The 19,318-nt window shown below is 69.8% G+C and carries 19 protein-coding genes; 11 read left to right on the top strand and 8 right to left on the bottom strand.

What is annotated here, in order from left to right; translation table 11 throughout:
• Positions 1–82 precede the first annotated feature (82 nt).
• On the top strand, positions 83–2,746 hold the full coding sequence (locus tag ASG48_RS06795) for a UvrD-helicase domain-containing protein (protein ID WP_055847056.1): 2,664 nt from the start codon (positions 83–85) through the stop codon (positions 2,744–2,746).
• A 16-nt stretch (positions 2,747–2,762) separates the two neighbouring features.
• Here ASG48_RS06795 and ASG48_RS06790 read toward each other — a convergent pair whose 3' ends face one another.
• Complete coding sequence (locus ASG48_RS06790; protein ID WP_055847054.1) at positions 2,763–3,113, bottom strand: DUF2019 domain-containing protein; 351 nt, start codon at positions 3,111–3,113, stop codon at positions 2,763–2,765.
• A 23-nt stretch (positions 3,114–3,136) separates the two neighbouring features.
• Entirely contained in the window at positions 3,137–3,592 is a 456-nt protein-coding gene (locus ASG48_RS06785) for a hypothetical protein (RefSeq protein ID WP_055847051.1), read from the bottom strand.
• 158 nt (positions 3,593–3,750) lie between these two features.
• Here ASG48_RS06785 and ASG48_RS06780 point away from each other — a divergent pair, with 158 nt between their 5' ends.
• Positions 3,751–5,454: a type IIL restriction-modification enzyme MmeI gene (locus tag ASG48_RS06780; RefSeq protein WP_055847048.1), complete on the top strand. Its 1,704-nt coding sequence runs from the start codon at positions 3,751–3,753 to the stop codon at positions 5,452–5,454.
• Between the two features lie 13 nt (positions 5,455–5,467).
• Here the strand turns inward: ASG48_RS06780 and ASG48_RS06775 are convergent, their stop codons facing one another.
• Entirely contained in the window at positions 5,468–6,880 is a 1,413-nt protein-coding gene (locus ASG48_RS06775) for an APC family permease (RefSeq protein ID WP_055847046.1), read from the bottom strand.
• A gap of 276 nt (positions 6,881–7,156) precedes the next feature.
• Here ASG48_RS06775 and ASG48_RS06770 point away from each other — a divergent pair, with 276 nt between their 5' ends.
• Positions 7,157–7,672 carry a BA14K family protein gene (locus ASG48_RS06770; protein WP_082529329.1) on the top strand — a complete coding sequence of 172 codons (516 nt, stop codon included), beginning with the start codon at positions 7,157–7,159 and terminating at the stop codon, positions 7,670–7,672.
• A gap of 118 nt (positions 7,673–7,790) precedes the next feature.
• Here the strand turns inward: ASG48_RS06770 and ASG48_RS06765 are convergent, their stop codons facing one another.
• Entirely contained in the window at positions 7,791–9,617 is a 1,827-nt protein-coding gene (locus tag ASG48_RS06765) for an aminopeptidase P family protein (protein ID WP_055847043.1), read from the bottom strand.
• Between the two features lie 282 nt (positions 9,618–9,899).
• Here ASG48_RS06765 and ASG48_RS18240 point away from each other — a divergent pair, with 282 nt between their 5' ends.
• Positions 9,900–10,043, top strand: coding sequence for a hypothetical protein (locus ASG48_RS18240; RefSeq protein ID WP_156381482.1), 144 nt, complete (start codon positions 9,900–9,902; stop codon positions 10,041–10,043).
• Positions 10,044–10,131: 88 nt separating this feature from the next.
• Here ASG48_RS18240 and ASG48_RS06760 read toward each other — a convergent pair whose 3' ends face one another.
• The 3 genes from ASG48_RS06760 to ASG48_RS18235 form a co-directional block, all read right to left on the bottom strand.
• On the bottom strand, positions 10,132–11,031 hold the full coding sequence (locus ASG48_RS06760) for a 50S ribosomal protein L11 methyltransferase (RefSeq protein ID WP_055847041.1): 900 nt from the start codon (positions 11,029–11,031) through the stop codon (positions 10,132–10,134).
• Positions 11,028–11,612 (bottom strand): SCO family protein, encoded by a 585-nt coding sequence (locus tag ASG48_RS06755; RefSeq protein WP_055847038.1) that lies wholly within the window; start codon positions 11,610–11,612, stop codon positions 11,028–11,030. Before ASG48_RS06755 ends, ASG48_RS06760 begins: the two co-directional genes overlap by 4 nt.
• Before the next feature lie 99 nt (positions 11,613–11,711).
• Positions 11,712–11,867: a hypothetical protein gene (locus tag ASG48_RS18235; RefSeq protein WP_156381481.1), complete on the bottom strand. Its 156-nt coding sequence runs from the start codon at positions 11,865–11,867 to the stop codon at positions 11,712–11,714.
• A gap of 117 nt (positions 11,868–11,984) precedes the next feature.
• Between ASG48_RS18235 and ASG48_RS06750 the strand changes: the two genes are divergently transcribed.
• Complete coding sequence (locus tag ASG48_RS06750) at positions 11,985–12,641, top strand: DapH/DapD/GlmU-related protein (protein WP_055847984.1); 657 nt, start codon at positions 11,985–11,987, stop codon at positions 12,639–12,641.
• On the opposite strand, the gene ASG48_RS06745 is transcribed toward ASG48_RS06750, so the two are convergent.
• Positions 12,611–13,810, bottom strand: a complete 1,200-nt coding sequence (locus ASG48_RS06745; protein WP_055847035.1) for an MFS transporter — start codon at positions 13,808–13,810, stop codon at positions 12,611–12,613. The genes ASG48_RS06750 and ASG48_RS06745 overlap by 31 nt on opposite strands.
• 226 nt (positions 13,811–14,036) lie before the next feature.
• Here ASG48_RS06745 and ASG48_RS06740 point away from each other — a divergent pair, with 226 nt between their 5' ends.
• From ASG48_RS06740 to ASG48_RS06715, 6 genes are all read left to right on the top strand, one after another.
• Positions 14,037–14,876, top strand: a complete 840-nt coding sequence (locus ASG48_RS06740; protein WP_055847033.1) for a MoxR family ATPase — start codon at positions 14,037–14,039, stop codon at positions 14,874–14,876.
• 85 nt (positions 14,877–14,961) lie between these two features.
• On the top strand, positions 14,962–15,654 hold the full coding sequence (locus ASG48_RS06735; protein WP_055847031.1) for a hypothetical protein: 693 nt from the start codon (positions 14,962–14,964) through the stop codon (positions 15,652–15,654).
• The gene (locus ASG48_RS06730) at positions 15,651–16,058 is read left to right on the top strand and encodes a hypothetical protein (protein ID WP_055847028.1); all 408 of its coding nucleotides are present in this window, start codon (positions 15,651–15,653) and stop codon (positions 16,056–16,058) included. Before ASG48_RS06735 ends, ASG48_RS06730 begins: the two co-directional genes overlap by 4 nt.
• 50 nt (positions 16,059–16,108) lie before the next feature.
• Positions 16,109–16,915, top strand: coding sequence for a PhzF family phenazine biosynthesis protein (locus ASG48_RS06725; protein ID WP_055847025.1), 807 nt, complete (start codon positions 16,109–16,111; stop codon positions 16,913–16,915).
• 70 nt (positions 16,916–16,985) lie between these two features.
• Positions 16,986–18,176, top strand: a complete 1,191-nt coding sequence (locus ASG48_RS06720) for a VWA domain-containing protein (protein WP_055847022.1) — start codon at positions 16,986–16,988, stop codon at positions 18,174–18,176.
• Positions 18,177–18,297: 121 nt separating this feature from the next.
• Entirely contained in the window at positions 18,298–19,281 is a 984-nt protein-coding gene (locus tag ASG48_RS06715) for a Tim44 domain-containing protein (RefSeq protein ID WP_055847019.1), read from the top strand.
• The last annotated feature ends 37 nt before the right edge of the window (positions 19,282–19,318 follow it).

Genomic DNA, 19,318 nt, shown 5'->3' with positions numbered 1-19,318 from the left:
CGGCGCACGTGCGTGCCCGACTGCGGCGCCCCGCCGCGATGTTCGTCTAGTGTTCTGGGCGCGATGGTCTAAATAGGGTGCGATGAGCGACTCCTCCGACCTCTCCCCCCGCCCCTCCGGCATCGCCGCCCGCGCCATGGCGGCCCGGGGCACGCGCGCGCCCGACCTTCTCGCCGGCCTCAATCCCGAGCAGCGCGCGGCGGTGGAGACGACGGAAGGCCCGGTCCTCGTCCTTGCCGGCGCCGGCACCGGCAAGACGCGGGTGCTGACGACGCGCATCGCCCATATTCTCGGCCGGGGCCTCGCCTTTCCCTCGCAGATCCTCGCCGTCACCTTCACCAACAAGGCCGCGCGCGAGATGAAGACGCGCATCGGCCTCCTGTGCGGCGGCGAGGTGGAGGGCATGCCCTGGCTCGGCACGTTCCACTCGATCGGGGTGAAGATGCTGCGCCGGCATGCCGAGCTCGCGGGCCTGAAATCCTCCTTCACCATCCTCGACACGGACGACCAGGTCCGCCTTCTCAAGCAGATCATCCAGGCCGAGGGCCTCGACGACAAGCGCTGGACGGCGCGCGCGCTCGCCCAGATGATCGACGGCTGGAAGAACAAGGCGCTGGGGCCGAAGGCCATTCCCGAGGGCGATGCCCGCGCCTTCGGCGACGGGCGCGGCCGCAAGCTCTACGCCGCCTATCAGGAGCGGCTCCTGGCGCTGAACGCCTGCGACTTCGGCGATCTGCTCATGCATCCGATCGAGATCCTGCGCACGCATCCGGACGTCCTCGCCGAATATCATCGCCGCTTCCGCTACATCCTCGTCGACGAGTACCAGGACACGAACGTCGCCCAGTATATGTGGCTGCGTCTGCTGGCGCAGCGATCCGCAGGCCGACCGGCCGTCGCGGCCGATGCCGCGCCCCCGCGGAGCGAGCCGCACGGCGGCGACGGCGCGAGCGGGACACGCGTCAATCTCTGCTGCGTCGGCGACGACGACCAGTCGATCTACGGCTGGCGCGGCGCGGAGGTCGACAATATCCTGCGCTTCGAGAAGGACTTTCCGGGCGCCACCGTGATCCGGCTGGAGCGCAACTACCGCTCCACCGCCCATATTCTCGGCGCGGCCTCCCATCTCATCGCCCATAACGAGGACCGGCTCGGCAAGACGCTCTTCACCGATCAGGCCGATCCCGAGCACGAGAAGGTGGAGGTCTACGCCGCCTGGGATTCGGAGGAGGAGGCGCGCGCCGTCGGCGAGGAGATCGAGCGCCTGCAGCGCAAGCATTCCCACAGGCTCAACGACATGGCGATCCTCGTGCGCGCCTCGTTCCAGATGCGCGAGTTCGAGGACCGCTTCGTCACGATGGGCCTCAACTACCGCGTCATCGGCGGCCCGCGCTTCTACGAGCGCCAGGAGATCCGCGACGCGCTGGCCTATTTCCGCGCCACCGTGCAGCCGGCCGACGACCTCGCCTTCGAGCGCATCGTCAACGTTCCGAAACGCGGTCTCGGCGACGCCACGATCCGCCAGATCCACGACTATGCCCGCGACCGCCAGATTCCGATGATCGCGGCGGCCGGCGAACTCGTCGAGACCGAAGAGCTGAAACCCAAGCCCCGCGCGACGCTGCGCACCGTCGTCGCCAATTTCCGCCGCTGGGCCGGCATGGTCGAGGCGACGAGCCATACCGAGCTCGCCGAGACGATCCTGGAAGAGAGCGGCTACACCGAGATGTGGCAGAACGACCGTTCGGCCGAAGCCCCGGGCCGGCTCGACAATCTCAAGGAGCTCATCCGCTCCATGGAGGACTACGAGAGCCTGCCCTCCTTCCTCGAGCATATCGCGCTCGTGATGGATGCCGAACAGAACGCCGATCTCGACGCCGTCTCCATCATGACCCTGCATTCGGCCAAGGGCCTCGAATTCGAGACCGTGTTCCTGCCGGGTTGGGAGGAAGGCCTCTTCCCGCACCAGCGCTCGCTCGACGAGGGCGGCCGTTCGGGACTGGAGGAGGAGCGCCGTCTCGCCTATGTCGGGATCACGCGCGGCAAGAAGCGTGTGAAGCTCTGGTTCGTCTCCAACCGGCGCATCCACGGATTGTGGCAGTCCACCATCCCCTCGCGCTTCCTGGACGAGCTGCCCGAGGCCCATGTCGACGTGAAGGAGCCGACGAGCTCCTATGGCGGCTACGGCGCGTCGGGCTTCGGCGGCTACGGCGCCAGCCGCTGGGACGGCCAGGCCGCCTTCGGCGCCGGCGCCTATTCCACCCCCGGCTGGAAGCGCGCCCAGGCCGCCGCGCGCGGCGAGGCGGCCCCGCGCTCGGGCGGCGTCGGCGGCGACGGCTGGTCGGGCGGGCGCACCCGCGAGATCGCCTATGGCGAGAACGGCGTGAAGGCCAAGGCCGACCGCTATGCCCGCGAGGCCGGTCTCGGCGGCTTCGCCGAAAGCGGTCCGTCCCCGTCGAACCCCGCCTTCACGCCCGCCGCCCAAAGCCGCGGCTCCAATCAGCCGCCCTCGCGCGGCGCCGGCCTCTACTCCTCCGCCAAGCGCTCCGGCCCGCGCGAGATCGAGGGCGAACTCGTCGCCAAGTCCGTGACCGCGCAGGACAGCCTCTTTGCCGTCGGCGACCGGGTCTTCCACCAGAAGTTCGGACCCGGCACCGTCTCGGTGGTCGAGGGCAACAAGCTCACCGTCGATTTCGACAAGGCCGGCCAGAAGCGCGTGCTGGAAAGCTTCATCCAGGCGGGTTGAAGGAGCGGCGCCGGCGTCACGTCGGCGTGAACTTGCCCTGATCGATCCAGTCGAGATGCGCGATCGCACCGGTGGCGATCGGTCCGTCGGCCTTCTCGTGAATCTCGAGAAGCGCTTCGCGTGCCTCTTTCGGGTAGAGCGCGAACAGGGCCGTCGCGGCATTGAACCGCAGTTGCATGTTCGGATGCTTCATCGGATCGAAGAGCACGGGCCGCCTATCGCCTGGCCTCGACCGCAATTTCTCCTCGAGCTTCTCGTTTTCTGCGTAGAAACGATTGAACTGATCTGCATCTTCCGGCTCGCAAGCTACGTCGAACTGGGCGATGCCGATCTCGATGAAGCGGAGGCGGATCTCGTCGTCCGTCATCTCGGCAATAGATTTCCTGCTCTTCATCTGAGAACCTCAAACTCTTTTAACGCTTCCAGCCCGACGGCATGCCGTTCTTCCCAGGTCTTGCCGCGGAGATATTGCCGGGCAGAGAGCCCGCCAAACCGCTCTCGTCTGACCATGTACCAGCCGCTCACCTCAGGGTGTCGATACGTCGGAATGCGCACGAGATTGTCCCAGTTCTCGACCTTATCCTTCGGGAAACCGTCCGCATACGCCGACGCGCGTTCCACGATAGGATGCATTTCCGTGCCCGCTCGCCCGCGTTCGGTGAGCACGGCGGCCCGCAGTTCGCCCGGCGTTCTCGGCGCATCGCAAGTGGTCTCGACGGGATCGTCATAATCGGCGAGCCACAAGCCGCCTTCGATCGACCTGGCTGCGCCGGCGATCAACGGATGGGGCGCGACGGTCGCCGCGCTCGACCCCCATCGCGCCACGAATTTCGCGATCTGCGTCATTCCGCAACGTGTTCTCGGACGCTTCGGACGACGGCGGGCGTGCCACCACCGCACACATGCGGCATCAAGGCATTCACCCTAAGCGTGCATTTTTCTTGATACTACAGTCCTGGGTTGCTTTTCTCACTCCGGCTTGATCGCGGGAGGAGAAGGCGCAGGTGCAGGTCGAAGCATTCATCGCCCGCTGGTCGGACCGCGAGGGCGGCGCCGAGCGAGCGAACACCATGATGTTCCTCAGCGAGCTGTGCGACGTCATCGGCGTGGCGCGTCCGGAGCCGGCCGGCGCCGACACGCGGTTCAACGATTACGTCTTCGAGCGCGCCGTGCGCCCGCGCGAGAGCGAGGGGGCGCCCCAGCCGCGCCGGATCGATCTCTACAAGCGCGACTGTTTCATTCTGGAAGCCAAGCAGTCGCGCCTGCCCGGGCGGGAGAAGGCCTTGCCCGAACGCGAGGCGCCGCCGCGGCGGGCGGGCCGCGCGACGCGCAACTGGGACGTGATGATGCAGAACGCCCGCCGGCAGGCCGAGGGCTACGTCTTCCTGCTCGATCCCTCCCATGCCGCGCCGCCCTTCCTCCTCGTCGTGGATGTCGGCCGCGTCATCGAACTCTACGCCGACTTCACCGGCACCGGTCGCGGCTACGGGCAGTCCCCGGACCGCAACGGCTTCCGCATCACGCTGGACATGCTGCGCGAGGAAAGCGTGCGGCGCCGCCTCGCCCTCGTCTGGACGGACCCGAACGCGCTCGACCCCGCCCGCGAGGCCGCCCGCGTGACGCGCGGCGTCGCCGAGCGCCTGGCCGTCGTCAGCCGGCATCTGGAGGCCGAGCATCCGCCCGCGGAGGTGGCGCAATTCCTGGTGCGCTGCATCTTCACGATGTTCGCCGAGGATGTCGGGCTCCTGCCCAAGGACAGCTTCTCCCGCCTCCTCGCCGATTGCGTGGAGACGCCGGAGGCCTTCGCACCGACCGTCACCGAACTCTGGCGCAAGATGGACGCGCCCCGGCGCGAGGACCGCTTCTTCACCGGATTCCGCGCCCATCTGCGCCATTTCAACGGCAATCTCTTCCGCGAGGCGAGCGCCTTCGCCCTGCCGGCCGCGGAAATCGCCGAGCTCCTCGCGGCCGCCCGGGTGCGCTGGACGGAGGTCGATCCCGCGATCTTCGACCCTTTCCCCTTCCCGCCGCTCGAAGGGCGAACGGTCGAGACGCTTCGGGCGACGGCCGAGGAACTGGACGAAACCCGCAGGCGCGTCCTCGCCGACAATCCCGATCTCACGCTGACCGGACTCTACAACGTCCTCGACGCGATGCGTCAGGGCGCCGGCCTCTCGGCGAAACAGGCCGACATCCGCCGTCGCGGCCTCGTCCTCATCCTCCAGGAACTGCACGAGGCGATCGACCGGGCGACGCTCCAGGCCTATGGCTGGCCGGCCGAGCTCGGCCAGGAGGCAGTGCTGGAGCGTCTCGTCGCGCTCAACGCCGCGCGCGCCCGCGAGGAGGCGGCGGGCCTCGTGCGCTGGCTGCGGCCGGACTATCAGCGCCCCCTTCTGGAGCGCGGCGCGGGCTTTCGCGAGGAGGCGCCGGCGATGGTCCCACCGCCGCCGCCGGCGCTGCCGCCGCGCCCCGTATTTCCCGCGGACGTCATCGATCAGCCGCTCGCGGTGGAGCGCCTCCTCGCCGGGTCCGGCCGTGCCATGACGCCGGCCGAGATCGCCGAGGCCTTCGCGCCCGGCCGAAGGGTCGGCCCGCGGGCGGCGCGCGCCCTTCAGACCCTCCTTCGCTTCGGGCGCATCGTCGATCTCGGCGACGGGCGCATGCTGGCGGCGCGCGGCGGAAGCGGTGCGGCCCGCGCCGCCCCGTGACGCGCGCCCTTTCTCAGTTCACCGGGCCGACGCGGGTCTTGGCGAGTTCATGGCCGCGAAGCGTCGCCTGTCGGCGCATGAGGAGCGAGGTCACGCCCCAGAGCACCACGCCGATGAGGAGAAGGATGCCGGCGATCTGGTAGACCTCGCCCGGCCGCCCGGTCCAGGGGCCGACGAGGAAGAGGCAGGTCAGCGCGCCGAGGATCGGCAAGGGCGCCGGCGTGCGGAAATGCTTGTGCGCCACCTTGTCCTTGCGCAGCACCAGGACGGCGACGTTGACGACGGCGAAGACCGCCAGAAGCAGGAGCGCCGTCGTGTCGCCCAGCTTGCCGACGCCGCCGACGACGATGATGAGCCCCATCGCCAGGAGCGACGTGAAGCCGATGGCGACGAAGGGCGTGCGGCGGTTCGAATGCACCCGTCCCAGCGCCGAGGGAAGCACGCCCTCGCGGCTCATGCCGTAGACGAGGCGGCTGGCCATCAGCATGTTGATGAGCGCGGAATTGGCCACGGCGAACATGGTGATGACGCCGAAGATGCCGATCGGGAAGTTCGGCGCGCCCGCCTGCACCACCTTCAGGAGCGGCGTCTCGCCCTCGCCGAGTTCGGCCGCCGGCACGAGCGTGATCGCCGAGATCGAGACCAGCACGTAGATGACGCCGGTGAGGAGGAGGCCCGTGAGCAGCACCTTGGGGAAGATGCGCGAGGGGTCCTTGCACTCCTCGGCCATGTTCACCGAGTCCTCGAAGCCGACCATGGCGAAGAAGGCGAGCGTCGTCGCGCCCACCACGGCCCAGAACATGCCCCGGTCGCCCGCCGGCTCGAAGGTCCAGATGCGCGAGACGTCGCCCTGCCCGGCCGTGATGGCATAGAGGCCGATGCAGATGATGATGAGGAGGCCGGTCAGTTCCACGCAGGTGAGGACGACGTTCGCCTTCACGCTTTCTCCGACGCCCCGGAAGTTCACCACCGCCACCAGCGTCATGAAGAGAAGCGCCACGACCGTCACGCCGAGATCGCCGAGCCCGAGGCCGAAGCCGCTCGAGAAATTCGCCGCGAAGGCGCGGCTGGCCGTGGAAGCCGAGGTGATGCCCGAGCACATGACCGCGAAGGCGACGAGGAAGGTGATGAAGTGCACGCCGAAGGCCTTGTGCGTGTAGAGCGCCGCGCCCGCCGCCTTCGGATATTTGGTGACGAGTTCGAGATAGCTGAAGGCGGTGATCAAGGCGACGACGAAGGCGCACAGGAAGGGCAGCCAGACGACGCCCCCGACCTGCGCGGCGACCTTGCCGGTCAGCGCGTAGATGCCCGTGCCCAGGATATCGCCCACGATGAAGAGAAGGAGGAGGCCCGGCCCCATCACGCGATGGAGACTCGGCTCCAGTTCGCCCGCCGCCGCACCGCTGCCCGCCGCCGTGTCGCTCATCCGCTCGCTCCCCTGCCTGCCTCGCTCCGGGCCGTCGCCCCGCGCACCATCATGCCCCGTGCACGGCCCGCTTGTCCCCCGTCGTGCCGCCAACCCTGCGGCGAAACGTCCGTCATCCACACCTGTCGCCCCGCGAAAAGGCTTCAAGGCCTCCGCCGAACGCCGCGTCGCGGAAGGTTCCGTCAACGCTTGCGTGATCGCCACAGTGTTCAGGAGCCATTCAGCTTCCACGGCGTTACATCGTCACAAGTCTTTCGCACGAGTTTGGAGGTCGTCATGTCTTTCCTGAAGTCCTGGGGCGTGAAGTCGATCGCGCTGGCACTTGCCGTGTCGCTGGCGCCGCTCGGCGTGCCGAGCGGCACGCCGCTCGTCGGCGTCACGGCGGCCAAGGCCGATCCGCGCTGGGATCGGCGCGGTTGGGACGGCCATCGCGGCTATCACGACGGCGGTCGGCGCTATTACAGCCATCGCCGGCACAACGGCATCGGGTCCGGCGGGGCGGCGCTCGCCGGGGCGGTCATCGGCCTGGGCATCGGCGCGGCGATCGCGAGCCAGCCGCGCTACTACGAGCCCGCGCCCCGCTACTATCGTGCCGCGCCGCGTTACTACACGCCGGCGCCCACCTACTACCGCGTCGCTCCCCGCTATCATGCGGCGCCGCGCTACGTCTCGGCGCGCCCGGCGCCCTGGAGCCGCGAATGGTACAATTACTGCTCGGCCCGCTACCGCTCGTTCGACGCCCGGTCCGGCACGTTCCAGCCCTATAACGGTCCGCGTCAGTTCTGCCAGTAGGCTTCGGCCCGGCGCCTCGCGCGCCGGTTCTGCGCCATGAACGGCCCGGCGGCGATCCCCTCGCCGCCGGGCTTTTTCATGCCTCGCCCGTCGTACCACGCCACCGGGCGGCTTGAGGTCAAGGGGCGAGCGGCGCCGTCTTTTCCTCCAGCCAGGCGCGGGCCCGCTCGTCCAGAAGCGGCGCGATCTCGGCGCGCACACGCGCGTGATAGGCGTCGAGCCAGTCCCGCTCCTCCGGCGTCAGGAGGCCGACCTCCACGAGGCGGCGGTCGACGGGCACCAGCGTCAGCGTCTCGAACGCGTGCATCGGCAGATCGCCGCCCTCGATGGGGCGCGCCTCCTCCACCACGACGAGATTCTCGATGCGGATGCCGAATTCGCCCTCGCGGTAGTAGCCGGGCTCGTTGGAAAGGATCATGCCCGGCAGCAGAACCGCCGCCCCGCGCGGCGAGAGCGACTGCGGCCCCTCGTGCACGGCGAGATAGGAGCCGACGCCATGGCCCGTGCCATGCGCGTAGTTCACGCCGGCCTTCCACAGGGCGATGCGCGCCAGCGGGTCGAGGTCCAGGCCGCGCGTGCCCTTGGGAAAGCGCGCCGTGGAGATCGCGATCATGCCTTTCAGGACCAGCGTGAACATCCGCCGCTCGTCGGCGCCCACGGGACCGATCGGCACGGTGCGGGTGATGTCGGTCGTGCCGTCGCGATACTGCGCGCCCGAATCGAGCAGGAAGAGTTCGCCCGCCCGGAGCGTGCGGTCGCTGTTCTCGTTGACGCGGTAATGGACGATGGCCCCGTTCGGCCCCGACCCCGCGATCGTGTCGAAGGAGATGTCGAGAAGGTCCATCCCTTCCTTGCGCCCCCGCTCGGCGCGCGCCGCCTCCAGCGCCTTGGCCGCTCCGATCTCGGTCAGCGTGCCGGGTTCCTGCCCGTCCAGCCAGGCGAGGAAGGCGCAGACGGCCGCCCCGTCGCGCCGATGCGCCGCCCGCGCGCCGTCGAGCTCGGCCGCGTTCTTGACCGCGCGCGGCAGGCGCGCCGGGTCGGCGAACTCCACCGCCGTGCCGCCGGCCTGCTCCACGAGGTCGAAGAGGCGCCTTGCCGCGAGCGCCGGGTCGAGGCCGATGCGCCCGCCCCTGGCGCGTCGGCGCAGCGCCGCCTCCAGCCCGTCCGGCGCCTCGATCTCGGCAAGCGGGGCGAGCGCGGCGCGCGTCTCGGCGTCGAGCTTGGCGCCGTCGACGAAGAGCACCGGCCGCCCCTCGCGCGGCAGGATGGCGAAGGCCAGCATCAGCGGCGTGTGCGGCACGTCCGAACCGCGCAGGTTGAAGGTCCAGGCGATCGAGGACGGGTCCGTGAGCACGGTCGCGGCGACATCGGCCTTCGCCATCGCCGCGCGCATGCGCTCCAGCTTGGCCGCGGCGCTCTCGCCCGCCAAGGCTTCCGGGTGGAGCGCGGCGCGCCCCTGCGGCGGCGCCGGCCGGTCGTTCCAGATGCGGTCGACGGGGTTGTGCGCCAGCGCCACCAGCCGCCCGCCGGTCGCCGCCAGCGCCTTCTCCAGCCGCGCCACCTCGCCGCTCGTGTGGAGCCAAGGGTCGTAGCCGATCGAAGCGCCCGGCGCCGCTTCCGCGAGGAAGGCCTCCAGCGAGGTCTCGACCGTCGAGACCGGCTCCACCGCGCCCGTGTCGATCTGCGAGCGGACCTGCAGCGTGTAGCGCCCGTCGACGAGAAGCGCCGCCCTGTCCCTCAGCACCACCGCCATGCCGGCCGAGCCGGAGAAGCCGGTGAGCCAGGCAAGCCGCGCGGCACTGTCGGGAATGTACTCGCCCTGATGCTCGTCGGCGCGCGGCACGAGGAAGCCGTCCACCCCGGCGTCTGTCAGCGCCGCCCGCAGGCGAGCGAGGCGCGAGGCGCTCTGCGAGAAGTCGGCGGTCTCGTCGAAGGACTGGAACATGCTGAAATGTCTCGTGAAAGGACGGAGGATGACGGATGGGGCACGGCGCCCCGCAGGGTGAATGTCCAGAAAGCTTAAGGCAAGCTGAAGGGGCCGCCCATATTGCAATGCAATATCCGGGATGGACCTATGCGCGGGCGGGCATACCGGAACGCGGCCCGCCACCGCATATGGAGATGGACGGGAGGCAGGAAGATTCGTTCGAGGTTCGATCCGATGACGTCCGCCAGCTTCTGCCAGTCCTCCAGCCGGGTAAACCGGCGTTCAACAGGTTTAAGTCGCATGTCGATGCAGAGAAATATCAGCGGTCGCGAGCGCACCGCCCGCCGCTTCAACGAAGACGCCTACTCGGTCATCGGCCGTGGCGAGACGCTGTCCGCCGCCCGCGAGTCGCTGTTCGAGGCGAGCGCTCCGCGCCGCCACTGATCGCCCGCCGGACGTATGAACGGAACGCCCGGTCGCTGAACGGCCGGGCGTTCGCATGTCCGGACCCCGGCGCGCGCGCCGTTCCGCTTCACCGCGACAGGTGCAGCGTCACCCAGTCGCCGCGCTGCAGCGTGCCGCGATGGACGAGCTCCTGATTGCGGAAGGCCGCCAGCACCGCGCGCCGCTGCGTGGCGAGGATGCCCGAGAGGACGATGTCGCCGCCGGGCGCCAGATGGTGCTCGAATTGCGGCGCCAGCCGCATCAGCGGCCCCGCCAGGATGTTGGCGACGATGAAGTCGTAGGGCGCGCGCCCGCGCACCGCCGGCGCGTCGAAACCGGCCGCCGTCACCGTCTTCACCAGCTGCGAGACGCCGTTCGCCGCCGCATTGCCGGCCGCGACCTTCGTTGCCACGGGATCGATGTCGGTCGCCAGGACCGGCACGCGCGCCAGAAGCGCGAGGCCGATCGCCAGAACAGCGCTGCCCGTGCCCAGATCCAGCGCGTTCACCGGCCGTCGCCGGCGCACCAGCGCCTCGATCATCTCCAGGCATCCGGCGGTCGTGCCGTGATGGCCCGTGCCGAAGGCCTGGCCCGCCTCGATGAGGATCGAGAGATCCCCGGGCCGCACCTTGTCCGCGTCGTGCGCCCCATGCACCAGGAAGCGTCCGGCCCGCACCGGCTTCAGCGCGGCGAGCACGTCCGCCATCCAGTCCCTGGCCGCGTCGAGATCCTCGCGCACCGCCTCCTCCAGCGCGATGCCGGCCGCGCGCGCGAACGCCTCGCGCCGGTCCGTGCCCTCGGGCGTGTCGAGATAGGCCGAGACCTCGAAGCGCTGCGCCTTCTCGTCGATCTCCGTCATCGCCACGGGCGCGCCTTCGGTCTCGAAGAAGGCCTCGTCGAGCGCCGCATAGGCGCGCTCGGCCGCCTCGCGTCCGGCGAGGAGATAGTAGCGGACTTGCCGCGGCAGCTTCTCGCCCGTCCCGCTCATGCGCCGGCCAGCTTTTCGAGCTTGGCCCGCGCCGTGTCCGGGTTCTCGCCATAGGCGATGGTGCCGGCGAAGGCGCCGTTGCGGTCGATGAGATAGGTCGTGGCCGTGTGGTCCATCTGGTAGTCGTCGCCCTCGCCCACCTTCCTGGAATAGACGCCCCAGCTCTTCGTCATCGCGGCGACTTCCGCGGGCGCGCCGGTGATGGCCGTGATGTCGGGCGCCACGGCCTCGACATAGGGCTTGATGACGGCCGGCGTGTCGCGTTCGGGATCGACGGTCACGAACACGACGTTGAGATCCTTGCCCTCGGCCTTCATCGCCTTCTCGTGGCCGGCGAGCTCGAAGAGCGTCGTCGGGCACACGTCCGGGCAATGGGTGAAGCCGAAGAAGACGGCCGAGGGCCGCCCCTTGAAGATCGCCTCCGTCACCGGCGCCCCGTTCTGGTCGACGAGCTTGAAGGGCGCGCCGAAGGCGACCTCCTCGCTCGCCGTGCCGCCACGCCCCACGAGAATGGCGACCGCGAGCGCCGCCCCGGCGACGAGGCCGACGAGCGACCACAGGATGATGCGCAGCTTCGACATGGAGACCCTTGCACTGGAGGCGATGCCGCCCGGAGGCCTGCCTCTAGCCGCGCGGGGCCGGCAAGGGCAAGCGCCGCGATGTCGCCGCCGCCGGCCGGGTCACAGGCACCAGGCGAGCGGCGAGGCCGCCAGCGCCCGGAACAGCGCCTCGCCGTGGCTCGCCCAGCCGTAGACGGCGAAGGCGCCGCCGGCGCCGATCGCCGCGGCGAGGCAGGCGGGCAGGATCGCGGGGTGGAGGTTTGCCGAGCGGCGCATGAGGCCAGTATAGCGTCGCGCTCGCGTCCTCGCCAGTCACGGCGGGGATGGACGGGATCGAGACGGGGACACGCCATGAGCGAGGAGGACGAGGACGAGCGCCGCCGCGCCGAGGCCATGGCCGGCCCCTTGCGGTTCCGCGCCGACGCGCCGCGCGTCCACCAGAGCGCGCAGGTGAAGGACGCCGTGCTCGGCCGCCATGTCGAGATCGGCCGCGGCACCGTCCTGCGCGAGGTCGAGGTCGGCGACTTCAGCTATTTCGAGCGCAACGGCGAAGCCGCCTATGCCACGATCGGCAAGTTCTGCTCCATCGCCGCCAATGTGCGCCTCAACGCGCTCGCCCATCCGCTCGACCGGGTGACGACCCACAAGGTGAGCTACCGCCCCAACGAATATTTCCGCTGGCGGCCCGTCGACGCCGCCTTCCGGCAGGAGCGGCGCGAGGCGCGCGTCACGATCGGCCACGATGTCTGGATCGGCCATGGCGCGGTGGTCATGCCGGGCGTTACCGTCGGCACCGGCGCGGTGATCGGGGCGAACGCCGTCGTCACCCGAAACGTCCCGCCCTACACGATCGTGGCGGGCGTGCCGGCGAAGCCCCTGCGCCGGCGCCTCGGCGAGGCGCACGCCGCCCGCCTCCTCGCGCTCGCCTGGTGGGACTTTGCGCCCGACGAGCTCTTCGACGCCGTGCCCGACATGCGCGACCTCTCCGTCGAGGCCTTTCTCGAACGCTGGGAGACGCGTCAGGCCGCCCGCTCGGAGCGCAGGAAATAGGCGAGCGCCAGAAGCGGAAAGGCGATGCCGAGCGCGCAGAGGCCGCGCCAGCCGAACTGTTCCAGAACCGGGCTCGTCAGCGCCGAGCCGAGCGCGCCGCCCAGGAAGAAGACCGTCATGAAGGCCGCGTTCAGGCGGCTGCGGATCCTCTCGTCGAGCTGATAGATCTCGCGCTGCGACAGGACGAGATTGGCCTGCACGCCGAGATCGACCAGGATCGCCGCCGCCAGGAGCGCGGCCAGCGAGGCCGAGCCCAGAAGCGCGATCGCGAAGGAGAGCGCCACGACGAGCAGCGCGGCGATCGTGCCGGTCCGCGTGTGCCCGCGGTCGGCGAGACGCCCGGCGACGGGCGCGGCGAAGACGCCGAGCACGCCGGCGAGCGCGAAGAGCGCCACGCCGCTCGGCGAGAAGCCGAAGGGCGCGGCGAAGAGCACGAGCGGCACGCCCGTCCAGAACATCGAGAAGCTGGCGAACATCGCCGCATGCAGGATCGCGCGCCGCCGCAGCACCGGCTCGGCGACGAAGAGGCGCCCGAGCGAGGCGATGAGCGTCAGATAGCGCTCCGCATGCGCCGGCCGGCGCCGCGGCAGCGCGAAGAGGCCGGCGAACGTCAGCGCCGTGATCGCCGCCGCCGAGACGAGGAAGATGCCGCGCCATCCGAAGAACTCGGCGAGGAAGGAGGAGAGCGGCCGCGCCAGGAGAATGCCGCCGAGGAGCCCCGTCATCACGTTGCCGACGACGCGCCCGCGCTCCCGCGGCGGGGCGAGCGTGGCCGCCAGGGGCACGATCATCTGCGCCGCGCAGGACGTGGCGCCGACGACGAGCATGGCCGCGAACAGCGCCCAGAGGCTGGGCGCGAAGGCGAGGCCGAACAGCGCCACGACGTTCGCCGCCATGGTCCAGAGGATCAGTGCGCGGTTCTCCACCACGTCGCCGAGCGGCACCAGCGCCACGAGGCCGATCGCGTAGCCGATCTGCGCCAGCGTCACGACGAGGCTCTCGCTCGTCACCGAGAGGCCGACATCGCGCCCGATCAGTGCGATGGTCGGCTGCGCATAGTAGAGATTGGCGGCGAGCGCCCCGCAGGTGAAGGCGAAGAGCACCGTGCGGGCGGTGCCGAGCGGCGCGGCGAGGTCGGCCTGGGCCGATGCGGCAGGCGTGTCGGTCATCGCGAGAAATCCAGGGAAGAAGCGTTCCGTCTCGGGCGGCCCGGCCGGCGCCGCCGCATCCGGCCGACATAGGCGCTGCGGCCTCGCCGCACAGGTGTGCAGAGGCGAGCGCGCCCCGGGCTGAGAAGGGCGGCCTCCGCCGCGCCGCGAAGAAGCGCCGCCGCGCCTTGCACGCGCGCGGTCCCGGCCTATGGTCCTGCGCGATCGATCAGGAGTGGCCCGCCCCATGCAGTTTCAGGGAACGCAGACCTATCTCGCCGGCAAGGACCTGCGCATCTCGGTGAATGCCGCGATCGCGCTCCAGCGCCCGCTCCTCGTCAAGGGCGAGCCCGGCACCGGCAAGACCGAACTGGCCCGCGAGATCGCGGCCGCCCTCGGCCTTCGCCTCATCGCCTGGACGGTGAAGTCCACCACGCGCGCCGCGCAGGGGCTCTACGAATACGACGCCGTCTCGCGCCTCCGCGACAGCCAGCTGGGTGATCCGCGCGTCCAGGACATCGCCAACTACATCCGCCGCGGCAAGCTCTGGGAGGCCTTCGCCGCGCCCGAGCGCGTCATCCTCCTCATCGACGAGATCGACAAGGCCGACATCGAGTTCCCGAACGACCTCCTGCAGGAGCTCGACCGCATGGAGTTCGACGTCTACGAAACGGGCGAGACCGTGCGCGCCGTCCACCGGCCGATCGTCGTCATCACCTCCAACAACGAGAAGGAGCTGCCCGACGCCTTCCTGCGTCGCTGCTTCTTCCACTACATCCAGTTCCCCGACCCGGAGACGCTGGCCCGCATCGTCGAGATCCACCATCCCGGCATCAAGCGGGACCTCCTGCGCGCCGCCCTCACGCAGTTCTACGAGATCCGTGAGCAGCCCGGCCTCAAGAAGCGCCCCTCCACCTCCGAAGCCCTCGACTGGATCCGCCTCCTCGTGGCCGAGGACATCGAGGCGCAGGACCTGCGCGAGAGCCCCACCAAGGCCCTCCCCAAGCTCCACGGCGCCCTTCTCAAGAACGAGCAGGACGTCCACCTCTTCGAACGCCTGGCCTTTCTGGCGCGGCGGCAGGGGTAGGACTTGCGCAGGGCCGGCGCATCTCAACTCGCATGGCGTCCCGGTGAACTGTGGTAGACTGGACCAAACGAGGACATCGCCCGCCTTGAACGCACCGACGCCCAATCCTCTTCTCGGCATAGGCCTCTACACGGCCGCCGAATCGGCGCGCCTGACGGGTATCTCCGGTCGCAAGATCATCCGATGGCTGCGCGGTCACGACATCGGCGCGAAACACTACGATCCCCTTTGGACACCTCAGGTCTCGATCCCCGAAGAGGGCCTTTATCTGGGCTTTCGCGATCTGATGGAGCTGCGCGCCGCCGCGGCCATCATCGGGGAAGGAGTCAGTCCCGTCGCCGTGCGCAAGGCGATCGACGAGGCGCGGCGTCTCGATATCGGCAGTCATCCACTGTCCAGTCGTGCATTCCGAACCGATGGAAAGGCGATCTTTCTCGAGATCGCAAACGAGACCGGCGACGTCGTGCTTCTCGACCTCCTGAAACGGCAGTTCGCGTTCCAGGAAATTCTGAAGCAGAGCCTGCGCGACACCGAATTCGACGCCGACGTGCCCGTGCGATGGTGGCCGAGACGCCGGCAGGCAGGCATCCTCGTCGATCCCACGCGCTCCTTCGGACAGCCCATCGAAGCGGACAGCGGCATTCCGACCGCGGTCCTGGCGGCGGCCGCCGAGGCGGAGGGCGGCGCCGAGCAGGCGGCACGACTCTGGCTGGTGCCGGTTGCGGCGATCCGGCGCGCGATCGAATTCGAAACGAGGCTTGCGTCCCGGGCGGCATGAAGGTGCTTTTCGACAACTGCACCTCGCCGCTGATGGCGACGACGTTGAACGGCTTCATCGAGCCGCAGGGTCATCAGGCCATCCACCTGCGGTCCCTGCCCCTGTCTCATCCCACCGACGTCGAGTGGATCGAATATCTGGCCGCAAGCGGGGACGAGTGGCTGGTGATCACCGGCGATCAGCGTATACGCCGCAACAAGGCCGAAGCACGGGCATTCCGCCTCGCAAAGCTGAGAGGGGTGGTCCTCGACGCCGCCTACCAGAAGACCCCGATGAACCGCTGCTGCGCGGTTCTCGTCCATCAATGGCCCAATCTCCACGAGACGATGCTGCGTTTCGATCCACCCATCATGTTGGAAATGGGCATCAACTTCAAAGGCCGGTTCCGCCAGCTCGGCGTCTGAAACGCGGTTCCCCATTCCGTTTTCGTGACTTTCGAAAGAAACGCGCCACCATGCCCACCCTTCCCATCTTCCAGGTCGATGCCTTCGCCGACCGCCTGTTCGCCGGCAATCCCGCCGCCGTGGTGCCGCTGGCCGGCTTCTTGCCCGACGAGGTGCTGCAGGCGATCGCGACGGAGAACAATCTTTCGGAGACGGCCTTTCTCGTGCCGGCCGGGCCCGCGCGCTGGCGCCTGCGCTGGTTCACGCCGGCCATCGAGGTGCCGCTGTGCGGGCACGCGACGCTGGCGAGCGCGCATGTCCTGTTCGAGGAGATGGGCGAACCCGGGCCCGTCTTCACCTTCGAGACCCTGTCGGGCGATCTCGCCGTCGCGCGCCGCGACGGGCGGCTGGAGATGCGCCTGCCGCGCCGCGACGTGTCGAAGCCGGGGCCGGTGGAACGGCTGACGACGGTCCTCAACGCCCGCCCCGTCGAGGCCCATGTGATCCCGGCCGCCGCGGACGACACCTGGCTCGCGCTGTTCGAGACGGAAGCGCAGGTGCGCGCGCTCCAACCCGACTTCCGCGCGATGGCCAAGCTCCCCTGCCGCAACGTGATGGCGACGGCGCCGGGCGATGGCTGCGACTTCGTCTCGCGCTATTTCGCGCCCAAGGGCGGCATCGACGAGGATCCGGTGACAGGCTCGGCCCATTGCGGCCTCGTGCCCTTCTGGGCCGCGCGCACGGGCCGGGACGCGTTCCACGCCCGGCAGGTGTCGCGGCGGGGCGGCGACCTGTTCTGCCGGCTGGAGCCGGAGTCCGTCATCGTGGCGGGGCGCGCGCAGACCTATCTGAAGGGCGAGATCCGCCTGCCCGGCTGACAAGCCACGCCCGCCCCATCACCGCGCGCCGGGCGGTGACAAGCACCCGGCGCCGCCCTACCCTTCGACGATGTTCCTCGGCTTCTTCCTCCGCCTCAAGGCCGCCGGCGTACCCGTGTCGCTGCGCGAGCATCTCGCGCTCCTCGACGCGCTCGGCGCCGATCTCGTCACCTTCGACGTCGAGGGCTTCTATCACCTCGCGCGCACCGTCCTGGTGAAGGACGAGCGCTTCGTCGACCGGTTCGACCGCGTCTTTGCCGAGGTCTTCAAGGGCGTCGAGGCCGTGTCGGGGCCAGCGGCCGAGGGCGTCGGACCCCACGATCTGCCGGAGGAATGGCTGCGCCGCCTCGCCGAGAAGCACCTGAGCGAGGAGGAGAAGGCGCTGGTGAAGAGTCTCGGCGGCTTCGACGCGTTGATGGAGACCCTGAAGAAGCGGCTCGAGGAGCAGAAGGGGCGACACCAGGGCGGCTCGAAATGGATCGGCACCGGCGGCACCTCGCCCTTCGGCGCGGACGGCTACAATCCCGAAGGCGTGCGCATCGGGCAGGCGGAAAGCCGCCACCGGCGCGCCGTGAAGGTCTGGGACCGGCGCGACTTCAGGGACTACGACGACGGGCTGGAGAGCGGCACGCGCGCCATGCGCCTTGCCCTCAAGCGCCTGCGCCGCTGGGTGCGCGAGGGCGCGGCCGAGGAGTTCGACCTGCCCGAGACGATCCGCGCGACGGCCGAGAAGGCGATGCTGGAAGTGCGCACTCGCCCCGAGCGGCGCAACGGGGTGAAGGTCGCGCTCTTCCTCGACGTCGGCGGCTCGATGGACGATCACGTGCGCGTGGTGGAGGACCTGTTTTCCGCCGCCCGCGCCGAGCTGCGCCGCCTCTCCTTCTACTATTTCCACAATTGCCCCTACGAGCGGCTGTGGACCGACAACCGCCGCCGCGGCCAGGAAAGCCTTGGCACCCGCGAGGTCCTCGCGCGCCTTCCGCCGGACACGCGCGCCATCTTCGTCGGCGACGCCACGATGAGCCCCTACGAGATCGCCGTGCCCGGCGGCTCGGTGGAGCACTGGAACGAGGAGGCCGGCCATGTCTGGCTGGAGCGCATGGCCGGCCATTTCCAGCGCTCGGTGTGGCTGAACCCCGTGCCGCGGGGGGCCTGGGCCCACACGCCCTCGATCGCGATGGTGCGCGAGCGCCTGGCGGGACACATGTTCGAGCTGACGCTGGAAGGGCTGAACGAGGCGACGCGCGCGCTCTCGCGCTGAGATGCGTCAACCATACCGCACTGCATCGACGATTGATGCGGCACGGCGTGTCTTTTCCTCTCGCATCGCCGATCCCCCGTCCCCATATGCCGGTGGCAGATCAACCAGACGGGACCATTCCATGGCCAGCCGCCTTCGTACCGGGGCTCTCTTCGGAAGCCTTCTCATCGCTCTATCGGCCGTGGCGGTCGACACCGCGGATGCACGGCGCGGAGGCAGCTTCGGCAGCCGCGGCGCGCGCACTTACCAGTCGGCGCCGCCCACGGCGACCGCGCCCAACGCCGCCGCCCCGGTGCAGCGTTCCATGACCTCGCCGAGCCAGGCCCAGCCGGGCGCCGCCGCCACGGGCGCGACGGCCGCGGCCGCGCAGCGCTCGCGCGGCGGCATGTTCGGCGGTCTCCTCGGGGGCCTTGCCCTCGGCGGCCTCTTCGGCATGCTGATGGGCACGGGCTTCGGCGGTCTCGGCGGCTTCATGGCGCTCATCGTCCAGGCGCTGCTCATCGGCCTCGGCGTGTTCCTGCTGATGAAGCTCTTCCGCCGCCGCTCGGCGTCGACCCCGTCCTATGCCGGCCCGCAGGGCGTGCAGCGCGAGGCCTATCCGCAGGCCCCCCGTCCCGCCGCCGGCGGTTCGGGGGTCAGCGGAACGCCCATCGGCGCCCGCGCCGCAACGAGGCCCGCCGCCTCGACTGTGCCCACCGACACGGTCGGCATCACGCCCGCCGACTTCGACACGTTCGAGCGTCGTCTCGGCGAGGTTCAGGCCGCCTTCACCCGCGAGGACTACGGCACGCTGCGCCAGATCACGACGCCCGAGATCATGTCCTACCTCTCCGAGGAACTCGGCGAGAATGCCACCGAAGGCCGCAAGAACGACGTGTCCTCGGTGAAGCTCCTGCAGGGCGATCTGGCCGAAGCCTGGCGCGAGGGCCGCACGGACTACGCGACCGTCGCCATGCGCTACGAGGCGATCGACGTCATGCGCGACCGCTCGACCCGCGCCGTCGTCTCGGGCGACCCGAGCCGGCCGACGGAGACGACGGAATTGTGGACCTTCGTGCGCGAGAACGGCGGCGACTGGAAGCTCTCGGCGATCCAGGAAAGCTGAGCATCGCCCATCGTTCGGCATTCGACCAAGGCCCGCC

It is taken from the genome of Aurantimonas sp. Leaf443, assembly GCF_001425575.1.
Taxonomy (GTDB): domain Bacteria; phylum Pseudomonadota; class Alphaproteobacteria; order Rhizobiales; family Rhizobiaceae; genus Leaf443.
The sequence above is the reverse complement of the archived record's forward strand: the minus strand, read 5'-3'. Positions and strand labels throughout refer to the sequence as shown.

What these genes read in the sequence shown, in the direction of transcription:
- ASG48_RS06760 (WP_055847041.1), bottom strand. Translation starts at nt 11,031, where the DNA reads ATGAGCGGGACGGGCGAGAAGCTGCCGCGGCAAGTCCGCTACTATCTC.
- ASG48_RS06755 (WP_055847038.1), bottom strand. Translation starts at nt 11,612, where the DNA reads ATGTCGAAGCTGCGCATCATCCTGTGGTCGCTCGTCGGCCTCGTCGCC.
- ASG48_RS06725 (WP_055847025.1), top strand. Translation starts at nt 16,109, where the DNA reads ATGCCCACCCTTCCCATCTTCCAGGTCGATGCCTTCGCCGACCGCCTG.
- ASG48_RS06745 (WP_055847035.1), bottom strand. Translation starts at nt 13,810, where the DNA reads ATGACCGACACGCCTGCCGCATCGGCCCAGGCCGACCTCGCCGCGCCG.
- ASG48_RS06730 (WP_055847028.1), top strand. Translation starts at nt 15,651, where the DNA reads ATGAAGGTGCTTTTCGACAACTGCACCTCGCCGCTGATGGCGACGACG.
- ASG48_RS06750 (WP_055847984.1), top strand. Translation starts at nt 11,985, where the DNA reads ATGGCCGGCCCCTTGCGGTTCCGCGCCGACGCGCCGCGCGTCCACCAG.
- ASG48_RS06720 (WP_055847022.1), top strand. Translation starts at nt 16,986, where the DNA reads ATGTTCCTCGGCTTCTTCCTCCGCCTCAAGGCCGCCGGCGTACCCGTG.
- ASG48_RS06775 (WP_055847046.1), bottom strand. Translation starts at nt 6,880, where the DNA reads ATGAGCGACACGGCGGCGGGCAGCGGTGCGGCGGCGGGCGAACTGGAG.
- ASG48_RS06785 (WP_055847051.1), bottom strand. Translation starts at nt 3,592, where the DNA reads ATGACGCAGATCGCGAAATTCGTGGCGCGATGGGGGTCGAGCGCGGCG.
- ASG48_RS18235 (WP_156381481.1), bottom strand. Translation starts at nt 11,867, where the DNA reads ATGCGCCGCTCGGCAAACCTCCACCCCGCGATCCTGCCCGCCTGCCTC.
- ASG48_RS06770 (WP_082529329.1), top strand. Translation starts at nt 7,157, where the DNA reads ATGTCTTTCCTGAAGTCCTGGGGCGTGAAGTCGATCGCGCTGGCACTT.
- ASG48_RS18240 (WP_156381482.1), top strand. Translation starts at nt 9,900, where the DNA reads ATGTCGATGCAGAGAAATATCAGCGGTCGCGAGCGCACCGCCCGCCGC.
- ASG48_RS06765 (WP_055847043.1), bottom strand. Translation starts at nt 9,617, where the DNA reads ATGTTCCAGTCCTTCGACGAGACCGCCGACTTCTCGCAGAGCGCCTCG.
- ASG48_RS06795 (WP_055847056.1), top strand. Translation starts at nt 83, where the DNA reads ATGAGCGACTCCTCCGACCTCTCCCCCCGCCCCTCCGGCATCGCCGCC.
- ASG48_RS06740 (WP_055847033.1), top strand. Translation starts at nt 14,037, where the DNA reads ATGCAGTTTCAGGGAACGCAGACCTATCTCGCCGGCAAGGACCTGCGC.
- ASG48_RS06790 (WP_055847054.1), bottom strand. Translation starts at nt 3,113, where the DNA reads ATGACGGACGACGAGATCCGCCTCCGCTTCATCGAGATCGGCATCGCC.
- ASG48_RS06715 (WP_055847019.1), top strand. Translation starts at nt 18,298, where the DNA reads ATGGCCAGCCGCCTTCGTACCGGGGCTCTCTTCGGAAGCCTTCTCATC.